Source organism: Roseovarius sp. B-10 (assembly GCF_056859295.1).
In genome coordinates this window covers 81,453-98,411 of sequence record NZ_JBSXOE010000024.1, presented here as the reverse complement: position 1 = coordinate 98,411, position 16,959 = coordinate 81,453, and the positions used below count along the sequence as shown (strand labels likewise).

Below are 16,959 nucleotides of genomic sequence, written 5' to 3'. Positions count from 1 at the left end.
TGGCGCGGCACAGGGTGTGCGCGCGTGGTCAGGCCCGGTTCTCGATGCAGATAGGGGACATGTCCTGATCTTGGCCAAAGCCCGCCCCACCGCGTGGGGATGATCGGGAATCCGGCGTGCGATCACCACATGTCATGATACAATTGACGCCCCTTGCCGGGCCTTTGTCAATCCGATTTGCGCAGGCGATCACGAGATGCGAAATGTGTCGCCGAGATAGACCCGGCGCACGTTTTCGTTATCGACGACGTCGCGGGGGCTGCCGGACATCAGAACCTTGCCATCGTGCAGGATATAGGCGCGGTCCACGATCTCTAGCGTTTCGCGCACGTTGTGATCGGTGATCAGCACGCCGATGCCGCGCTTCTTCAGGTCGGCCACGAGGTGGCGGATATCGCCGACCGAGATCGGATCGACCCCGGCAAACGGCTCGTCGAGCAGCAGGTAGCGCGGATTGGCGGCGAGACAGCGTGCGATCTCGACCCGGCGTCGCTCGCCGCCCGACAATGCGAGCGCGGGAGCGCGGCGCAGGTGTTCGATGGAGAACTCCGACAAGAGCTGTTCGAGCCGCTCGCGGCGGTGTGCGCGTGACGGCTCGGTGATCTCGAGGATGGCCATGATGTTGTCCTCGGCCGAGAGGCCGCGGAAGATCGACATTTCCTGCGGAAGGTAGCCGATCCCGAGCTTGGCGCGGCGATACATCGGCAGTGCCGTCACGTCGCGGCCATCGATAAAGATATGCCCGCCCTCGGGATGGATGAGGCCCGCGATGGCGTAGAATGTCGTGGTCTTGCCAGAGCCGTTGGGACCGAGCAGCGCCACCACCTCGCCCTGATCGAGCGAGAGCGAGACGTCGCGGATCACCAGCTTCTTGCTGTAGCTCTTGCGCAGGTTCTCGACCCGCAGGCCGGTCGCGTCGTTGCTGTGCGCGAGGCTGAGGTTCGCCGCGCTCATTGATCGCCACCCGGTTGCAGCACGGTCTTGACCCGCCCGCTCACGCGGGCGGTGCCCGCGGCGGTATCGACAAAGACGGTCTCGCCGGTGATCGCGTTATCACCCTGCACGAGCAGCACGTCACCGCGCAGTTCGATCATGCCGGTGGTGATGTTGTAATCGGCGCGCGCGGCTTCGGCGGCGTCCTCGCCGCTGACAAGGGTGACGCCGCCGGTCGCCTCAAGCGACTCGATACCGCTTTGGTCGGCGAGATAGTTGACCCGCACCCTCGGGGCCGACAGCCGCATGGCCCCCTGCGAGATGACCACGCTGCCGGTAAAGAGCGCGGTGTTGTCGGCCTGGTTGACGTTGAGATTGTCCGAGGTCACCTCGATCGGCAGAGAACGGTCGCTCTGAACCTGGCCGAACGCCACGGGCGTGCCTTGCGCTCCCGCCAGTACCGGCAGGCACGAAAGGGCCACGGCGGCGGCAAGGCGTGCAAACATCGTCACTGGTCCTGTTCCTTCTCGATATTCGGGCGGTATACCAGCTTGACGCCCCCGCTGAAAACCAATTCGGCATCGCCGCTTCCGGGGGCCTCGCGCAGGATCATGTGCCCGGCGTCCAGGTCTCCCAGCGGCCCGGTCGCGGTAACCGGCCCGGGGCTTTTGGCGTAGAGCGCGTCGAGGCGGGTGTCGAGCCGGTCCGTGTCGATCTCGTAGCCGGTCGTGCTGGTGATATGGACCGCGCCTTCGAGCATTGCTGTCATCTTCGTCTGGTCGAGCCGGGCGTTGGCCGCGCTCAGGTTCAGCACGGTCCCGCCAATCAGGCCAATCTCGCCGGTGATGCGCTCGGCTATGAGACGCCGCATGTCGTCGGGGTCGGGCCAGGCGACATCGGCGCGCATCTTGATCTCGTCTCCCCGCCCGGAAATCCCGGCAAAGCTGGGGCGCGTCACTCCGAGGCTCTGCGCGCGCTGTTCGAGGTCGATGGGGGCGGTCGGCACGGGGCCGGACGGATCAATCGTGTTGGAAATGAGAAACAGGGTGGACAACAGCCCGAGCGCCACGAGCGGCAGGAGAATTTTCATCCCCGCCACGATGCGCGAATAGGTGTTGTCAGCGCGGGCCATCGGGTCAGTGGGCGAAAATGTCGGTCTCGGGCCATCCGGCGAGGTCGAGCCGCGCGCGCACGGGCAGGAAATCGAAACAGGCCTGGGCCAGATCGCTGCGCCCCTCGCGGGCGAGCATCGCGTCGAGCGTCTCGCGCAGCCGGTGCAGGTAAAGCACATCCGAGGCGGCATAGGCGTGCTGTGCCTCGCTGAGTGTCTCCGCCCCCCAGTCCGAGCTTTGCTGTTGCTTGGAGATATCCACGTTCAGCAATTCCTGAAGCAGGTATTTCAGCCCGTGCCGGTCGGTATAGGTGCGCACCAGCTTCGATGCGATCTTGGTGCAATAGACCGGGGCGGCGAGCGCGCCAAAGGCGTGATACATCGCCGCGATGTCGAACCGCCCGAAATGGAAGAGCTTGAGCACGTCAGGATCGGTCAGCAGCCGCTCGAGGTTGGGCGCGCGTGTCTGCCCCTTGGCCACCTGCACCAGATGCGCGTCGCCATCGCCGCCCGAGATCTGCACGAGGCAGAGCCGGTCGCGGTGCGGGTTGAGGCCCATCGTCTCGCAATCTATCGCGACGACGGGGCCGAGATCGAGCCCGTCGGGCAGATCGGCCTGGTAGATGTGGTTCGTCATTCAATGCCCTTTCGCCCGCGCGGGGTCACGCCGTGAAAACAGGAGGTTCGGGTCTGATTAGGCGCTTTCGTCGCATCCCTCAACCCGGATATGGGGCGCGTCCGGCCGCGCCGCCACCGCTTTCGTCGCAATCCGGCTTGCGGTCCCGGGGCGGCTCGGCCACAAATCGTGCGGATATCGAGAAGGAGCCCCCGATGACCGACGCCAGCATACGCGCCGCCGACCACCTCGCCCGGCGTCTTTACGAAGCCGGCTGCCGACATGCCTTCGGCATGCCCGGCGGCGAGGTGCTGACCGTGATGGACGCGCTGGCACGCGCGGGGATCGAGGTGACGCTGGCGCGGCACGAGAACGCCGCCGCCTTCATGGCCGAGGGGGCGTGGCACCGCACCGGCGCGCCCGGCATCCTGATCGCGACGCTGGGGCCGGGGGTGCTCAACGGGGTCAACGCCATCGCCAACGCGCATCAGGACCGGGTGCCGCTGATCGTGATTTCCGGCTGTGTCGATGCCGACGAGGCGCTGACCTATTCCCATCAGATCCTCGATCACGAGGCGGTGCTGGCCCCGATCACCAAGGCCACGTTCCGACTGACCGCGCAAGGCGCCGACATCATCGCCGACAAGGCGGTGGGCATCGCCACCGAAGGCCGCCCCGGCCCGGTGCATATCGACGTGCCGATTTCCGTGGCCGACGAGCGGGTGAGCCTGCCGCGCCTGCGCCGCCGCCCCGACGCCGCGCCGATGGTGCCCGACGCCGCCACGCTGGCACGCGCGCGCGGCTGGCTTGCCGCGGCGGAGCGACCGGTGATGGTCGTGGGGCTCGATGCCGTCAACGAGGGCGCGGCCAGGACCGTGCGCGAGGTGGCCGAGCGCCTGTCGATCCCGGTCATCACCACCTACAAGGCCAAGGGCATCATCCCCGAGACGCATCCGCTCAGCTTGGGCGGCGCGGGGTTGTCGCCGCTGGCCGATGGTATCCTCGTGCCGTTCGTGCAGCAGGCCGACCTGATCCTTTGCGTGGGTTACGACCCGATCGAGATGCGCCCCGGCTGGCGCGAGATATGGGACCCGGCGGCGGTCAACGTGATCGACATCACCGCCGAACCAAATCATCAGTACATGCATCAGGCGACGATGAATGTCGTGGGGCCCTGCGCGCCCTCATTGGCCGCCATCGCCGAGGGCGTCACACCCCGCGCCACCTGGCCCGGCGGCGAGGTGGTGGCGGCGCGCGATGCGCTGGCGCAGGCGTTCCCGGTGGCGGACAGATGGGGCGCGGCGGCGGTGATCGACGAAGCACGCCGCGTGCTGCCAGAAGACACCATCGCCACCGTGGACAGTGGCGCGCACCGCATCCTCTTGTCGCAGATGTGGGTGGCGCATCACCCCCGCTCCGTGCTGCAATCCACCGCGCTGTGTACGATGGGCTGTGCCGTGCCGCTGGCGATGGGTGCCAAGCTCGCCACGCCCGAGGCGACGGTGGTTAGCTTTTCCGGCGATGCCGGGTTCCTGATGGTGGCCGGGGAGCTTTCGACCGTGGCGGAACTGGGCCTGCCGTTGATCTTCGTCGTGTTCGTCGATGCGAGCCTCGCGCTGATCGAAAAGAAGCAGCGCGAGCGGCAGATGACCAATCTCGCGGTGGATTTCGGCCATCATGATTTCGCAGCTATCGGTCGCGCGTTCGGCGGCAATGGCGTGCGGGTGACGAGCCGGGCCGAGTTGCGTGCAGCGCTGATCGAAGCGCAGGGCGCCGACCGCTTCACCGTCATCGCTGCCGAGATCGACCGTGGCTCTTATGACAACCGTTTCTGAGGAGGTGCCCATGCCCGGCCCGCTGGATGGTCTCGTCATTCTCGACCTGAGCCGGATTCTGGCCGGTCCCACCTGCACGCAGCTCTTGGGTGACCTCGGCGCCGAAATCATCAAGATCGAGAGCCTCGCCGGTGACGATACGCGACAATGGGGGCCGCCTTTCGCGCTGGACGCGGAGGGCAATCCCACCGACCTGTCGGCCTATTTCATGTCCGTCAACCGCAACAAGAAATCGGTGGCGGTGGACCTGACCGATCCAGAGGTCCAGAAATGCCTGCGCGATCTGGCAGGCCGTGCCGACGTGGTAATCGAGAATTTCAAGCCCGGGGGCCTGCGTAAATACGGCCTCGATCACGAGACGCTCTGCGCCGCGTATCCGGGTCTTGTCTACTGCTCCATTTCCGGCTTCGGCCAGACCGGGCCGAACCGCGACAAGCCCGGCTATGACCTGATGGCGCAAGGGTTTGGCGGCATCATGTCGATCACTGGCGAGGCGGGGCGCGAGCCGATGAAGGTGGGCGTGGGCGTGGCCGATGTGGTCTGCGGCCTCTATGCCGCGACAGGTATTCTGGCGGCGCTGCGTCACCGCGACGCCACCGGAGAGGGGCAGCATATCGACCTGGCATTGGTGGATGCGACCATGTCCTGGCTGGTCAACCAGGGGCTCAATTACCTGACCTCCGGCACCGCGCCTGTCCGCGCGGGCAACGCGCACCCCAATATCGTGCCCTACCAGGTGTTTGCCACGTCCGACGGATACGTGATCGTCGCCGTGGGCAATGACAGCCAGTATGCGCGGTTCTGCGATTACCTTGGCCAGCCCGATTGGGCCAGTGATCCGCGCTTTGCCACCAATAGCGAGCGGCTCGCGCATCGCGACACGCTGGTGCCGATGATCGCCGCGGTGCTGGAGCGCCGCACCACACGCGACGTCATCGACGGGCTGGAGGCGCGCAAGGTGCCGGTAGGCCCGGTCAATACCATCGACCAGGCGCTCGAATCCGACCAGGCGCAGGCGCGGGAGATGACCATCACCCTGCCCGCGCCGCAGACCGCGACGGGCGAGGTGCGGCTGCTGGGCAATCCGCTCAAATTCTCGCGCACACCGGTCAACTATCGCAGCGCGCCACCCGCGACAGGGGCCGATACCGAGGCGGTTCTGTCACGGCTCCGGGACGATCTGTAACCTTGGCTCGCGGCCACGTGATTTGCCGCGACTCGAGGCAAGGCGTAGCCCTCCGGGTATCAAACCGGAGGGCTATTCATGCATGGAATTCTGAAACTTCTCGCCATTTTCCTGCTCCTTGCCGCGCCCGCGCAGGCGCTCGGGCCGCGCGACGGCTGGATCGTCCACGACACGGACAAATCCTTCGCCGATCTGGTACAAGCGGTGCGCGACGCGGTCAGCGAGGCCCCCATCGCCATCGTCACGCAGGCCAGCGCCTCGGACGGGGCGCGGATGCAGGGCCACACCATCCCCGGTAACCGCGTCTTCGGGCTTTACCGAAACGATTACGCCCGCCGGATGCTTGATGCGAGCGTCGCGGCCGGCATCGAGGCGCCGATCCGGCTCTACGTTACCGACGATGCAGACGGCACCGCGACGCTCAGCTACAAGACGCCGAGCCATGTCTTTGCGGCCTATGCCGAGGAGGGGGGCGCGGCGCTGCGCGCACTGGCGGACGAGCTTGACGCGGTGTTCGAGGATGTGGCGCGGGCGGCTGTGGCCGAGTGAGGCCAGATTCTGTGCCATTTCTTCGCCGCAAGCGGGTTCTCGCGCATCGCCATGCGCCTGGGGGTTGAGCGGCGCTGCACAACACGTCACATTCCGAACCCGGAAAATAACGTATTGGTGAGGACCCTCGCGACCGTGTTGCCGGTGTCACATTTAGCGGGCTAGCTGAAACCGATAAGTATCGCCGAAAGGAAACCGGGCCATGCGTAACGATCAATTCGGGTATGACATCTCACTCTCGTCCCCCGAGGCCGTTCAGGCCTGGGACAGGATGGTGCTGGCATTCCTTGCCCACGCCGCCGCGACGCCCGATCATCTGGGCAAGGTTCTGGAGGCCGAGCCCGGCTTTGCCATGGCGCACGCGGTCAAGGGGCTGTTCTGTCTCATGCTGGGGCGGCGCGAGATGGATGAAACCGCCCGCGCCGCGCACGAGACCGCGGTGCTTTGTGCCCGACAGGGCGCGCCGCTGCCGCGCGAGACGGGCTATGTGCGCGCGCTGGGTGCCTGGCTCGGCGGGCGACCCTCGGACTCGGTGCGAGAGATGGAGGCGATCCTGACGCGCTGGCCCGAGGATGCGTTGGCGATGAAGATCAGCCACGCGATCCGCTTCATCCTCGGCGACAAGGATGGGATGCGCGCCTCGATCGAGGCGGTCCTGCCCGCCTATGACGTGCAGAACCCGGCCCGCGGCTACCTGTTCGGCTGTCACGCCTTTTCGCTGGAGGAAACCGGCGAGTATGGCCGCGCCGAAACGGCGGGGCGCATGGGGCTGAGCGTGTCGCCCGACGATGCCTGGGGCCTGCACGCGGTGGCGCATGTCTTCGACATGACCTGCAACGCGCGCGCCGGGCTCAACTGGCTGGAGGGGCGCGAACACGCCTGGGCGCATTGCAACAATTTTCGTTACCATGTCTGGTGGCACAAGGCGCTGATGCATCTCGACCAGAACGAGATAGAGGCGGTATTTCACCTCTACGACACCGAGGTACGCAAGGACCGCACAGACGATTTCCGCGACATCTCGAACGGCACGGCGATGCTGATGCGGCTCGAGCTGGAGGGGCACGACGTGGGCGACCGCTGGGAAGAGATGGCCGATATCTGCGAGGCGCGCACCGAGGACGCCTGCCTTATCTTTGCCGATCTGCACTACCTGCTGGCGCTCATTGGCGGCGGGCGCAAGAGCGCGATCCGGCGGATGATGACTCGGCTTCATGCCGATGCCAAGCGCGGCGGCGAGAGCGAGATGATGAGGCGCATGGCCAATCCCGGCCTGTCGGCGGCGTCCGGGCTTGAGGCTTTCGGCGAGGGTGACTACAAGACAGCCTTCCTCAACCTGAAACAGGCGCGCCATTCCATGCAGCTTGCCGGCGGCAGCCATGCGCAACGCGACATCTTTGAACGGCTGAGCATCGATGCCGGGATTCGCGCCGGATTCCTTGACGACGCCGAAACGATGCTGGGCGAGCGCAGCGCGCGGCGCGCCGGCAGGCACGACCGCTATGCCAGCACCCGGCTCGATCTCATCGCCGAGACGCGCGGCGAGTGGGGCGAGGCCGGGCGCCTGCCGGCCGAGTGAGCGCGAGACACGATCAGCAAGGACACGACACCGCCATGACGAGTGTTGCCGATCCAGCCATGCCACGGGCGCCCGCCCGCGAGTCGGCCACCGTCGCGCCCGCGACGGGCACGCGCGACATCCGGCTGGATTTCTTTCGCGGGCTGGCGATGTTCATCATCCTCGCTGCCCATACGCCACGTAATTTCGTTACGAGCTGGATCCCGGCGCGCTGGGGGTTTTCCGATGCCACCGAGATCTTCGTGTTCTGCTCGGGCATGGCCTCGGCCATCGCCTTCGGCCGCACCTTCGACCGGGCGGGCTGGCGGCTGGGGTCGGCGCGGGTGGGTTACCGCGTCTGGCAGGTCTACTGGGCGCATCTCGGGCTGTTTTTTGCCGTTGCCACGCTGATGGCGGCGATCGACCATTTCGGCGAATTCGACAAGGTCTATATCGGCTCGCTGAACCTGTGGAAGTTCTTTGCCGATCCGGGGCCGCAACTGGTGGGGCTGTTCACGCTCACCTATGTGCCCAACTATTTCGACATCCTGCCGATGTACATGGTCATCCTGGTGATGATGCCGCTGATGGTGGCGCTGAGCCGGGTGAGCGTCTGGGCGGTTTTCGCCGTGATGGCGGTGATCTGGCTGTTTGCACAGCGGTCGGTGCTCGACTCGCTGGGCCTGATCGACCTGCATCTCGGCTTTCCGGCAGAGCCGTGGTCGGATCGCAAGTGGTTCTTCAACCCGTTCGGCTGGCAACTGGTGTTCTTTACCGGGTTTGCCCTGATGCGCGGCTGGATACCGAAACCGCCGGTGAACACGGCGCTGATCGCGCTCGCGCTGGTGATCGTGCTCGCCAACGTGCCGCTGTCGCATATCGGGATGCGCGAGTTCGGCTTTGACTGGGCGCGCGATTGGCGCATCGCCAATAGCGGCCTGCTCAACAAGTCTGATTTCGGCATCCTGCGCTACGTGCATTTCCTGTCCCTCGCCTATCTGTGCTGGGCGGCGGCGGGTGATGGCGGTGCGCGGCTCAGGACCGTTGGCCGGGGAATCGCGGCACAAACCTGGGGCGGCCTGCTCGCGATGATCCTGAAGGTGGGGCAGCAGTCGCTCGCCGTGTTCGTCTTCTCGATGTTCCTTGCGCGGCTGTCGGGTTTCGTGATGGACCAGATCGGGCGCAACACCTGGAACATGACACTGGCGAATATCATCGGCTTCGCCGCGCTCGTCGTGGTGGCCTACGCGGTGTCTTGGTTCAAGGCGCAACCGTGGAGGGCTGCGCGATGATCCGGCGCGAGGTCTTGCAGGGTCTTGGCGCGCTGGCCGTTTGGCCGGGATTGGCGCGGGCGGACGAGGGCGCGCCCTTTTCCGAGGCAATGCTGCACGACCTGGCGCGCGAAGTGGCATCACGCCCCTATGCCAAGCGCCCGCTGGTGCCGCAGGCATGGCGCGATCTGACCTATGATCAGTATCGCGCGATCCGTTACGACACGTCGCGTGCCTTCTGGGCCGGGACCGACACGACGCTCGAATTCGATCTCTTCCCGCCGGGGCTCTACTTCCCGCACTCGGTCGAGGTGAACATGGTCGAGGACGGCGTCGCGCGTCGCGTGCCCTTCGACATGTCGCTTTACGAGAAGCACGAGATCGTGCCGGACGATCTACCCGTCGATGACCGGCTGGGCTATTCTGGCGTCCGGCTCCGGGCCGAGATCGCGAGACCGGGCTTTTTCCAGGAATATGCTGTGTTTCAGGGGGCGAGTTATTTCCGGGTGATCCCCCGCGACATGGTCTATGGGCTGTCGGCGCGTGGGCTGACCGTGAACACAGCCGCGCCAGAGGGCGAGGAATTTCCGGATTTTACCCGGTTCTGGATCGAGAAACCTGCCCCCGGCGCGCGGCTCCATCGCATTCACGCGCTGATGGAAAGCCCCTCCGTCACCGGGATGTATCATTTCACGCTCGAACCCTACGGCCCCTCGGCGGATGTCGATGTGCGCTGCACGCTCTGGCCGCGGAGCGATCTTGAAAATGTTGGGATCGCGCCGCTGACCTCGATGTTCTATTTCGACGCCAAGAACCGCGACCGGTTCAACGATTTCCGTTCGGCGGTGCATGACAGCAACGGGCTCACGATCCATAACGGCAATGGCGAGATGCTGTGGCGGCCGTTGGGCAATCCCCGCACGCTCCAGGTATCGAGCTTTGTTGATGACGGTCCGCGGGGCTTTGGCCTTGCACAGCGCGCCCGGCGCTATTCAGATTTCCACGATCTGGAGGCACAGTATCACCGTCGCCCCAGCGTCTGGATCACGCCTGGAGAGGACTGGGGACGCGGCGCCGTGACGCTGGTGGAGATACCGACCGACAAGGAGATATTCGACAATATCGTGGCCTATTGGCGCCCGCGCGTTCCGCTGGCGGCAGGCAGCGAGCACGCCTTCAGCTATCGCATGTCCTGGACCGGAGAAATCTCCGGGCAAAAGCCCGTGGCACCGGTGCTGGAGACGCGGATCGGGCGCGGGTTTCCACACGATCTGCGGCAGGTGGTGACCGTGGATTTCGCCCCACACCCGGCGGTGCCCGAGGACCTAGACGAGTTGGTGATCTACGTGAATTCCAACCGGCTCGAGACCTCGGACGGCCTTGTTCAGCGCAACCCCGAAACCGGCGGGCCGCGGCTCGCGTTTTCCTTCGATCCCGGCGAGGTGGACGTGGCGGAAATGCGCGCGCAGCTTTTTCACGAGGGACGCGCGGTGACAGAGGTATGGCTCTACAAATGGACGGCGTAACCCCCTTTCCAGGCGGTGACGTGATGCCGCCCCCCGCGCCGCTACCGCACCCGGTGCAGGATCTGCGGCGCGCGCACCGCGATCCCCGCGTGCCTGCATGGCCGCCGGCGCGCGGTGTCTGGTGGCGGCGTGCGGCGACTTTCGTTCCCGCGGTCACGACCACGGGCGGGCTCGCATGGGCATTTGCCGACTGGCTGTCGGATGGCGGCATGTGGTGGCTGGAATGGCTGCTGCTGGCGCTGGTGACGGCCACGTTCTTCTGGGTTGCGCTGTCGGTGGGCACGGCGACGCTGGGGCTGGGTTGCCACCTGCTGCGGCGGCGCTGCGGCGTGCGCGGGGCTGTCCCGCCGCTCGACGTGGCGCTCGTGGTGCCGGTCTACAACGAGGAAACCGCCGACGTGTTCGGCAATGCCTGCGCGATGATGATGGCGCTGCGCGACGCGGGCACGGCGCACCGGTTTGATCTCTACATCCTCAGCGACACGCAGGACGCCGCCATCGCGCTCGCCGAACGGCGCGCCTTAGCCACGTTGCGCCGGGCGCTGCCGCCCGGTCTGCGGGTCTGGTATCGCCGTCGGCTCGACAATTCCGGGCGCAAGGTGGGCAACCTGCGGGATTGGCTCGAAACATGGGGCGGGGCGCATGACGCGATGCTGGTGCTCGACGCCGATAGCCTGATGAGCGCCGAAGCGATCGTCGCGCTCGCCGACGAGATGGCCGCCGATCCGGGCGCGGGGCTCATTCAGACGGCGCCGCTGGTGATCGGCTCGGAGACGGTGTTTGGTCGGATGCAGCAATTCGCGGCGGCGGTCTACGGCTCGCTCCTGTCTGCCGGGCTCGCGGGTTGGACCGGGGCGGAGAGCAATTACTGGGGTCACAACGCGATCCTGCGCACGCGCGCCTTTGCCGATTGTGCCGGGCTGCCGCGAATGCCCACGCTGATGCGGCGTAGGGGTGCGCTGATCCTGAGCCACGATTTCGTCGAGGCCGCGCTCTTGCGCCGCGCCGGCTGGGCGGTGCGCTTCCTGCCGGGGATCGGCGGCAGCTACGAAGAGCCGCCCGCGACCCTGATCGACTATTCGCTGCGCGACCGACGCTGGTGCCACGGCAACCTTCAGCACTTGGCGTTGCTGGGCACCAGGGGCCTTCATGTCGTGTCGCGGTTTCACCTGCTGCACGGTGCGATGAGCTACCTGCTGTCGCCCGCGTGGTTCATCCTGCTGGTGATCTGGGCGCTTCTGGGCAACGGTCCGGACAGCGTCATCAGCTATTTCTCGGCGGACAATCCCCTCTACCCGATCTGGCCAGAGATGAGCGGCGTGCAGTCGGGGATGATCCTGCTCTTCATGTACGCGATGCTGCTCGCGCCCAAGGCGATGGGGGCGCTCGCGGTCCTGCTGGGCGAGGTGCCGGTGGCGCGGTTCGGCGGCGCGGGGCGCTTCGCGGCGTCGCTGGTGGCCGAGATCGTGCTGTCGATCCTGTTTGCGCCGATCATGATGGTGCAACAGGTGGTGGCGGTGCTGCGCACGGTCGCGGGCATCCGCCCGATGTGGTCGCCGCAGGCGCGCAAGGGCGGCGATTACGGCGCGGCGACGGTGCTCAAGTTCCACGCGCTGGAAACGGTGAGCGGTCTGCTTCTGGCGCTGGGGATCGCGGCGGGGCTGGTGTCGCTGTGGCTTCTGCCCATTGCGGTGAGCCTCGGGCTCGCCGTGCCGCTTTCGATGCTCTCGGGGCGGCGGCTGGCGCGGCTCATGGCCACGCCCGAGATGGTCGACCCGCCCGCCATCCTGCGGCTCGCGCGCGCGTCGCGCGCGATGTTCCGCACGGCGGACACCACGCCCATTGCGGCGGAATAGGGTCTAGACCAGCCGATCCCCCGGCGTATCCCCGGCAAAGAACGCATCTAGGTTGTCGAGCGCGCGAAAGCCCATCGCGTCGCGCGTGGCGCGGGTGGCGCTGCCGATATGGGGCAGCATGAAGATGTTTTCGTGCGCGGCAAAAGCGGGGTTGCCACCCGGCTCCACCTTGAAGCAATCGAGACCGGCGGCGGCGATCTGACCCGACTCTATCCCTGCCAAAAGCGCGTCCTCATCCACAAGCGCACCGCGCGCGGTGTTCACCACGACCGCGCCTTGGGGCAGCTTGGCGATGCGGTCTCTGTTCAGCAGATCGACCGTATCGGGCGTCGCCGGGCAATGCAGCGACAGGAAATCCGCCACTTCCAGCAGGCTGTCGACATCCTCGTGAAAGACCGCGCCCTGCTCGACCTCGGGGGCGAGCCGCGAGCGGTTGTGGTAATGGATCTCCATGCCGAAACCGCGCGCCTTTTCGGCGAATGCCCGGCCCACGCGGCCCATCCCCACGATGCCCAGCCGCGCGCCGGTCACCTGCTTGCCCACCATGAAGGAGGGCGACCAGCTATCCCACTGCCCCTGCCGCACCAACCGGTCCCCGCGCACCGCGTGCCGCGCTGCGCCCAGCATCAGCAGCATGGCGATCTCGGCGGTGGCGTCCGACAGGACGTCGGGCGTGTTCGTCACCACGATGCCGCGTGATTTCAGCGCGTCGAGGTCGCAATGATCGACGCCCACCGAATGATTGGCCACGATCTTCAGCCGGGGGTCGAGTTTTGCCACCACGTCCGCGGTGAAATGCTCAGAGTGGCAGGGGATTATCCCGTCCACCTTTGCACTCATCGCGACGATGTCCTCGGCCGTGCCCGGCGTGTCGGCCTCGTTCACGATCACCTCGTAGTCGCGCCGCGCGCGCTCCAGCGTCGCATCCGACAGGCGGCGTGGAATCCAGATCACCGGTTTGGGCATGGCCTAGCTATTGTTCTTGCTGGAGGTCACGAAATCATAGGCCGCGAGCCCGGCGGCAAGGACCGTCACGATCCACAGGTCGGTCTCGCCGATCTCGCTGGCGAGGATATAGAGAAACGCGGCCAGCACCACGAAGGCGAAGAGCGCCAGAAGCCTGTTCATGTCGTCATCCTTTCGTCATTCCCCGGCCTCTGTCAGCCAGTTATGAAACCAGTTCGCACTGCGCAAGAGCCGCCCGTCATTGCCGCGCGCGGCGACCATCTGCACCCCCATCGGCAGCCCGTTCTCGGCGGTGAAGGCGGGCACCGTCACGGCGGGCACGCCGGTCAGCGTCCAGACCCCGTTGAAGATCGCGCTTCCGGTGAAATCGAGCCCCTCTGGCGCGGGCCCGGTGGCGGCGGGGCAGAGGATCGCGTCGCACCGCTCGAAGATTTCGTCCAGCCCGGCATAAAGCACATCGGGCCAGTCAAGCGCGGCGAGGTAATCGCGCGCGAGGATCGCGTTACCCTTGGTCAGCGCCTCCTGCGTGCGGGGGCCGAGGGCCTCCATCTCCTTGCTGTAGCGATAGTAATAGCGTGCCATTTCCGCGAAATTGATCCGCTCGCGGATCGCTGCCGCCTCGCCGAAGGCATTGGGCAGCGGGGCCTCGAACACCTGCTCTCCCAGCGCGTCGGCCAGTTCGGCAAAGGCGGCGTGCACCTGCGGATCGGCCTCGTCCCAGCCGGGCGGCTTGACGAAGGCAAAGACCGGCTTCACCGGCGGTTTCGAGGTGGCGATGCCATGCATGTCGGGCACCGGCGCGACCACGGTCGCCGCATCGCCCGTGTCGTGCCCCATCAGCACCTGCGACAGCAACGCTGCATCGGCGGGCGTGCGGGCAAACACCCCAACGGTGTCGAGCGTCGGTGACTGCATCAGCACGCCGGTGCGCGGGATCGCCCCAAAGCTCGGCTTGAACCCGGTGACGCCGCAATACGACGCGGGCCGGATCACCGATCCGCCGGTTTGCGTGCCCACGGCGAGCGGCACCATCCCGTCGGCCACCGCCGCGGCAGAGCCCGAGGACGAGCCGCCGGGCGAGTGCGCGGGATTGTGGGGATTACGGGTCTTGCCCGCCTGCATATAGGCCAGCTCGGTCGTGACCGTCTTGCCCATGATGATCGCGCCCGCCGCCTTCAGCCGTTCGACGATGGCGGCATCCTTGATCGGCACGCGGCCCTGATCCAGCGCACAGCCGTTCTCGGTGGGGATTTTTGCCGTGTCGATGATGTCCTTCAAGGCCACCGGCAGCCCGTGCAACGGCCCGATGGGCCGCCCCGCCTGCCGGTGTGCATCCAGCGCCCTGGCCTGGTGGCGGACGAAATCGGGATCGAACCACGCCCAGGCCTGCACCTCGGGCTCGCGCGCTTCGATGCGTGCGATGCAGGCCTCGGCCAGCTCCAGCGCGCGCACCGCCCCGCTTGCCAGACGCCCGCGCAGCGCGCAGGCGTCGAGGCTCAGCAGATCGACCTTATCCGCCATACATCAGCTCCGGCAGGTAGAAGACGATCTGCGGATAGATGTACATCAGCGCCATCGAGATGAAAACGCAGAGCAGGAACGGCATGACCCCCGCGAAAATCTGCGTCAGGCGGATCTCCGGTGGTGCGATCCCCTTGAGGTAATAGGCGGACATGGCCATTGGCGGTGTCAGAAAGCTGGTTTGCAGGTTGAGCGCCACGAGGATGCCGAAGAACAGCGGATCGACATCGAAGAACTGCAACAGCGGCAGGAAGATCGGCACGAAGATGATGATGATCTCGGACCATTCCAGCGGCCAGCCCAGCAGGAAGATGATGAGCTGTGCCAGCAACAGGAAGGCCAGCGGGCTGAGGTCAAGCCCCTGCACGAATTCGGAGATCACATGCTCGCCGCCCAGGTAGGAGAACACCGCCGAGAAGGTATAGGAACCGACAAACAGCCAGCACACCATCGCCGTGGTGCGGACCGTGAGATAGACGCTCTCGCGCATCCGCTGCCACGTCATCGCCCGGTAGACAAAGGCGAGGAAGATGCCGCCCAGCGCGCCGATCGAGGCTGCCTCTGTCGGGGTCGCGAGGCCGAAAAGGATCGAACCGAGCACCGCCATGATGAGAAACGCCAGCGGGACGAAGGAGGTCACGATCATCAGGATGAGCTTGACCATCGGGATGTCCGGCACCTCGTCCTTGCTCGGCTTCGGGGCGGCCGAGGGCTGGATTATCGCGCGCCCGATCACGTAGACTAGGTAGAGTCCGACCAGAACCAGCCCCGGAAACAGCGCCGCCGCGTAAAGCCGCACGATCGACACGTTCGAAGCCGCCGCATAGACGATCAGCATGATCGAGGGCGGAATGAGAATGCCCAGCGTGCCGCCCGCGCAAATGATGCCAGAGGCGAATGACGGGTCGTAGCGCGCCTTGAGCATCGCGGGCAGCGCCAGCAGGCCCATCAGCGTCACAACCGCGCCCACAATCCCCGTGGCGGTGGCAAAGAGCGCACAGGTGATGAGCGCGGCAACGCCCATTGAACCGGGCATGTTCTTGGCCGCGACGTTGAGCGTGGAAAACAGGCGGTCCACGATATTGGCGCGCTCGACGATATAGCCCATGAACAGGAATAGCGGCACGGCGGTCAGAACCTCGTTCGACATCACCGTGAATGTCTGGTTCACGAACAGGTCGAATATTCGGTTGTTGAAGAACCCCTCGACCCAAAGGGACCACTGGTCCCAAGTGCTCGCCACCGTCTCGTCCAGACGGTTGAACTCGCGCCACATGCGGCGCTCTTCGAAATAGGCGTAATAGCCAAAGCCGATGCCCATCGCCATGAGGGTGAAGGCGATCGGAAAGCCCAGAAACACGAAGACAATGAACAGCCCCAGCATCATCAGGGCGATTTGCGGATCGGTCATGGATGTGCGTCCTTTTCGGCCTCGGCGGCCTTTTGCATCAACAGGTCCTCGGTCTCGAAGACGTCTTCTTCGGCGGCCAGCCACTCATTGGTGCGCATCGCGAGGATGCAGCGGCAGACCTGCGCCATGCCTTGGATGAAGAGCAGAATTCCGGCGGCGACGATCACCGTCTTGAACTGGTAGATCGGCACGCCCGCGGGGCTGTTGACCGACACTTCGCCATACGACCACGATTTCGAAGCGTATTTCCAGCCCGAGAAGATCAGCGCGGTGACGCCCGGAAAGAAGAACAGGATATAGAGCACCAGGTCGATCTTGGCCTGGTTGCGCGGCTGCCACAGGCGATAGAGGAAATCGCCCCGCACGTGCCCGCCGCGCGATAGCGTATAGGCCCCGCCCATCATGAACAGCGTGCCGTACATGATGAAGGACACGTCAAGCGCCCAGGCTGTCGGGTTGTTGAAGACATAGCGCACCACCACCTCGTAGCCGGTGCCGACCGACATCAGGACAATGAGCCAGGCGAATGCCTTGCCGAACCAGGCCGACAGATTGTCGGCGAAGCGTATGAAGCCGATCACGCGAACCCCCCGTTATGCTGGAAAAGTGGCCCCGGTGCT

At 65.8% G+C, this 16,959-nt stretch carries 16 protein-coding genes; 7 read left to right on the top strand and 9 right to left on the bottom strand.

What is annotated here, in order from left to right; translation table 11 throughout:
- Window positions 1-189 precede the first annotated feature (189 nt).
- The 4 genes from lptB to AC13D8_RS05635 are packed head-to-tail and all read right to left on the bottom strand — an operon-like array spanning window position 190 to window position 2,681.
- Entirely contained in the window at window positions 190-954 is a 765-nt protein-coding gene (gene lptB, locus AC13D8_RS05650; protein ID WP_482968018.1) for an LPS export ABC transporter ATP-binding protein, read from the bottom strand.
- Entirely contained in the window at window positions 951-1,439 is a 489-nt protein-coding gene (gene lptA / locus AC13D8_RS05645) for a lipopolysaccharide transport periplasmic protein LptA (RefSeq protein WP_482968017.1), read from the bottom strand. Before lptA ends, lptB begins: the two co-directional genes overlap by 4 nt.
- 2 nt (window positions 1,440-1,441) lie before the next feature.
- Window positions 1,442-2,065 (bottom strand): LPS export ABC transporter periplasmic protein LptC, encoded by a 624-nt coding sequence (gene lptC / locus AC13D8_RS05640; protein ID WP_129431389.1) that lies wholly within the window; start codon window positions 2,063-2,065, stop codon window positions 1,442-1,444.
- A gap of 4 nt (window positions 2,066-2,069) precedes the next feature.
- Window positions 2,070-2,681, bottom strand: a complete 612-nt coding sequence (locus AC13D8_RS05635) for a ribonuclease D (RefSeq protein ID WP_482968016.1) — start codon at window positions 2,679-2,681, stop codon at window positions 2,070-2,072.
- A 194-nt stretch (window positions 2,682-2,875) separates the two neighbouring features.
- Here AC13D8_RS05635 and AC13D8_RS05630 point away from each other — a divergent pair, with 194 nt between their 5' ends.
- The 7 genes from AC13D8_RS05630 to mdoH all read left to right on the top strand — a co-directional run bounded on the left by AC13D8_RS05630 (window position 2,876) and on the right by mdoH (window position 12,441).
- Window positions 2,876-4,495, top strand: a complete 1,620-nt coding sequence (locus AC13D8_RS05630; protein ID WP_482968015.1) for a thiamine pyrophosphate-binding protein — start codon at window positions 2,876-2,878, stop codon at window positions 4,493-4,495.
- 10 nt (window positions 4,496-4,505) lie between these two features.
- Window positions 4,506-5,681: a CaiB/BaiF CoA transferase family protein gene (locus AC13D8_RS05625; RefSeq protein ID WP_482968014.1), complete on the top strand. Its 1,176-nt coding sequence runs from the start codon at window positions 4,506-4,508 to the stop codon at window positions 5,679-5,681.
- Window positions 5,682-5,759: 78 nt separating this feature from the next.
- Window positions 5,760-6,230: a DUF302 domain-containing protein gene (locus tag AC13D8_RS05620; protein ID WP_482968013.1), complete on the top strand. Its 471-nt coding sequence runs from the start codon at window positions 5,760-5,762 to the stop codon at window positions 6,228-6,230.
- Window positions 6,231-6,432: 202 nt separating this feature from the next.
- Window positions 6,433-7,809 (top strand): tetratricopeptide repeat protein, encoded by a 1,377-nt coding sequence (locus tag AC13D8_RS05615; RefSeq protein WP_482968012.1) that lies wholly within the window; start codon window positions 6,433-6,435, stop codon window positions 7,807-7,809.
- Window positions 7,810-7,868: 59 nt separating this feature from the next.
- Window positions 7,869-9,080, top strand: a complete 1,212-nt coding sequence (locus AC13D8_RS05610) for an OpgC family protein (RefSeq protein ID WP_482968011.1) — start codon at window positions 7,869-7,871, stop codon at window positions 9,078-9,080.
- Window positions 9,077-10,585 carry an OpgD/OpgG family glucan biosynthesis protein gene (locus tag AC13D8_RS05605; RefSeq protein ID WP_482968010.1) on the top strand — a complete coding sequence of 503 codons (1,509 nt, stop codon included), beginning with the start codon at window positions 9,077-9,079 and terminating at the stop codon, window positions 10,583-10,585. Before AC13D8_RS05610 ends, AC13D8_RS05605 begins: the two co-directional genes overlap by 4 nt.
- A 23-nt stretch (window positions 10,586-10,608) precedes the next feature.
- Complete coding sequence (gene mdoH / locus AC13D8_RS05600) at window positions 10,609-12,441, top strand: glucans biosynthesis glucosyltransferase MdoH (protein WP_482968009.1); 1,833 nt, start codon at window positions 10,609-10,611, stop codon at window positions 12,439-12,441.
- 3 nt (window positions 12,442-12,444) lie between these two features.
- Here mdoH and AC13D8_RS05595 read toward each other — a convergent pair whose 3' ends face one another.
- Genes AC13D8_RS05595 through AC13D8_RS05575 form a run of 5 tightly spaced genes read right to left on the bottom strand, consistent with a single transcriptional unit; the run spans window position 12,445 to window position 16,920 of the window.
- Window positions 12,445-13,407, bottom strand: a complete 963-nt coding sequence (locus AC13D8_RS05595) for a 2-hydroxyacid dehydrogenase (RefSeq protein ID WP_482968008.1) — start codon at window positions 13,405-13,407, stop codon at window positions 12,445-12,447.
- 3 nt (window positions 13,408-13,410) lie between these two features.
- Window positions 13,411-13,569, bottom strand: coding sequence for a hypothetical protein (locus AC13D8_RS05590; protein ID WP_164989156.1), 159 nt, complete (start codon window positions 13,567-13,569; stop codon window positions 13,411-13,413).
- Between the two features lie 15 nt (window positions 13,570-13,584).
- Complete coding sequence (locus tag AC13D8_RS05585) at window positions 13,585-14,928, bottom strand: amidase (protein ID WP_482968007.1); 1,344 nt, start codon at window positions 14,926-14,928, stop codon at window positions 13,585-13,587.
- Window positions 14,918-16,339 (bottom strand): TRAP transporter large permease, encoded by a 1,422-nt coding sequence (locus AC13D8_RS05580; RefSeq protein WP_482968006.1) that lies wholly within the window; start codon window positions 16,337-16,339, stop codon window positions 14,918-14,920. Before AC13D8_RS05580 ends, AC13D8_RS05585 begins: the two co-directional genes overlap by 11 nt.
- Window positions 16,336-16,920, bottom strand: coding sequence for a TRAP transporter small permease subunit (locus tag AC13D8_RS05575; RefSeq protein WP_482968005.1), 585 nt, complete (start codon window positions 16,918-16,920; stop codon window positions 16,336-16,338). Before AC13D8_RS05575 ends, AC13D8_RS05580 begins: the two co-directional genes overlap by 4 nt.
- Between the last annotated feature and the right edge of the window lie 39 nt (window positions 16,921-16,959).

Excerpts from the sequence above, each read along its gene's own strand:
- lptB (WP_482968018.1), bottom strand. The coding sequence starts at position 954 with ATGAGCGCGGCGAACCTCAGCCTCGCGCACAGCAACGACGCGACCGGC.
- lptA (WP_482968017.1), bottom strand. The coding sequence starts at position 1,439 with ATGTTTGCACGCCTTGCCGCCGCCGTGGCCCTTTCGTGCCTGCCGGTA.
- lptC (WP_129431389.1), bottom strand. The coding sequence starts at position 2,065 with ATGGCCCGCGCTGACAACACCTATTCGCGCATCGTGGCGGGGATGAAA.
- AC13D8_RS05635 (WP_482968016.1), bottom strand. The coding sequence starts at position 2,681 with ATGACGAACCACATCTACCAGGCCGATCTGCCCGACGGGCTCGATCTC.
- AC13D8_RS05630 (WP_482968015.1), top strand. The coding sequence starts at position 2,876 with ATGACCGACGCCAGCATACGCGCCGCCGACCACCTCGCCCGGCGTCTT.
- AC13D8_RS05625 (WP_482968014.1), top strand. The coding sequence starts at position 4,506 with ATGCCCGGCCCGCTGGATGGTCTCGTCATTCTCGACCTGAGCCGGATT.
- AC13D8_RS05620 (WP_482968013.1), top strand. The coding sequence starts at position 5,760 with ATGCATGGAATTCTGAAACTTCTCGCCATTTTCCTGCTCCTTGCCGCG.
- AC13D8_RS05615 (WP_482968012.1), top strand. The coding sequence starts at position 6,433 with ATGCGTAACGATCAATTCGGGTATGACATCTCACTCTCGTCCCCCGAG.
- AC13D8_RS05610 (WP_482968011.1), top strand. The coding sequence starts at position 7,869 with ATGCCACGGGCGCCCGCCCGCGAGTCGGCCACCGTCGCGCCCGCGACG.
- AC13D8_RS05605 (WP_482968010.1), top strand. The coding sequence starts at position 9,077 with ATGATCCGGCGCGAGGTCTTGCAGGGTCTTGGCGCGCTGGCCGTTTGG.
- mdoH (WP_482968009.1), top strand. The coding sequence starts at position 10,609 with ATGCCGCCCCCCGCGCCGCTACCGCACCCGGTGCAGGATCTGCGGCGC.
- AC13D8_RS05595 (WP_482968008.1), bottom strand. The coding sequence starts at position 13,407 with ATGCCCAAACCGGTGATCTGGATTCCACGCCGCCTGTCGGATGCGACG.
- AC13D8_RS05590 (WP_164989156.1), bottom strand. The coding sequence starts at position 13,569 with ATGAACAGGCTTCTGGCGCTCTTCGCCTTCGTGGTGCTGGCCGCGTTT.
- AC13D8_RS05585 (WP_482968007.1), bottom strand. The coding sequence starts at position 14,928 with ATGGCGGATAAGGTCGATCTGCTGAGCCTCGACGCCTGCGCGCTGCGC.
- AC13D8_RS05580 (WP_482968006.1), bottom strand. The coding sequence starts at position 16,339 with ATGACCGATCCGCAAATCGCCCTGATGATGCTGGGGCTGTTCATTGTC.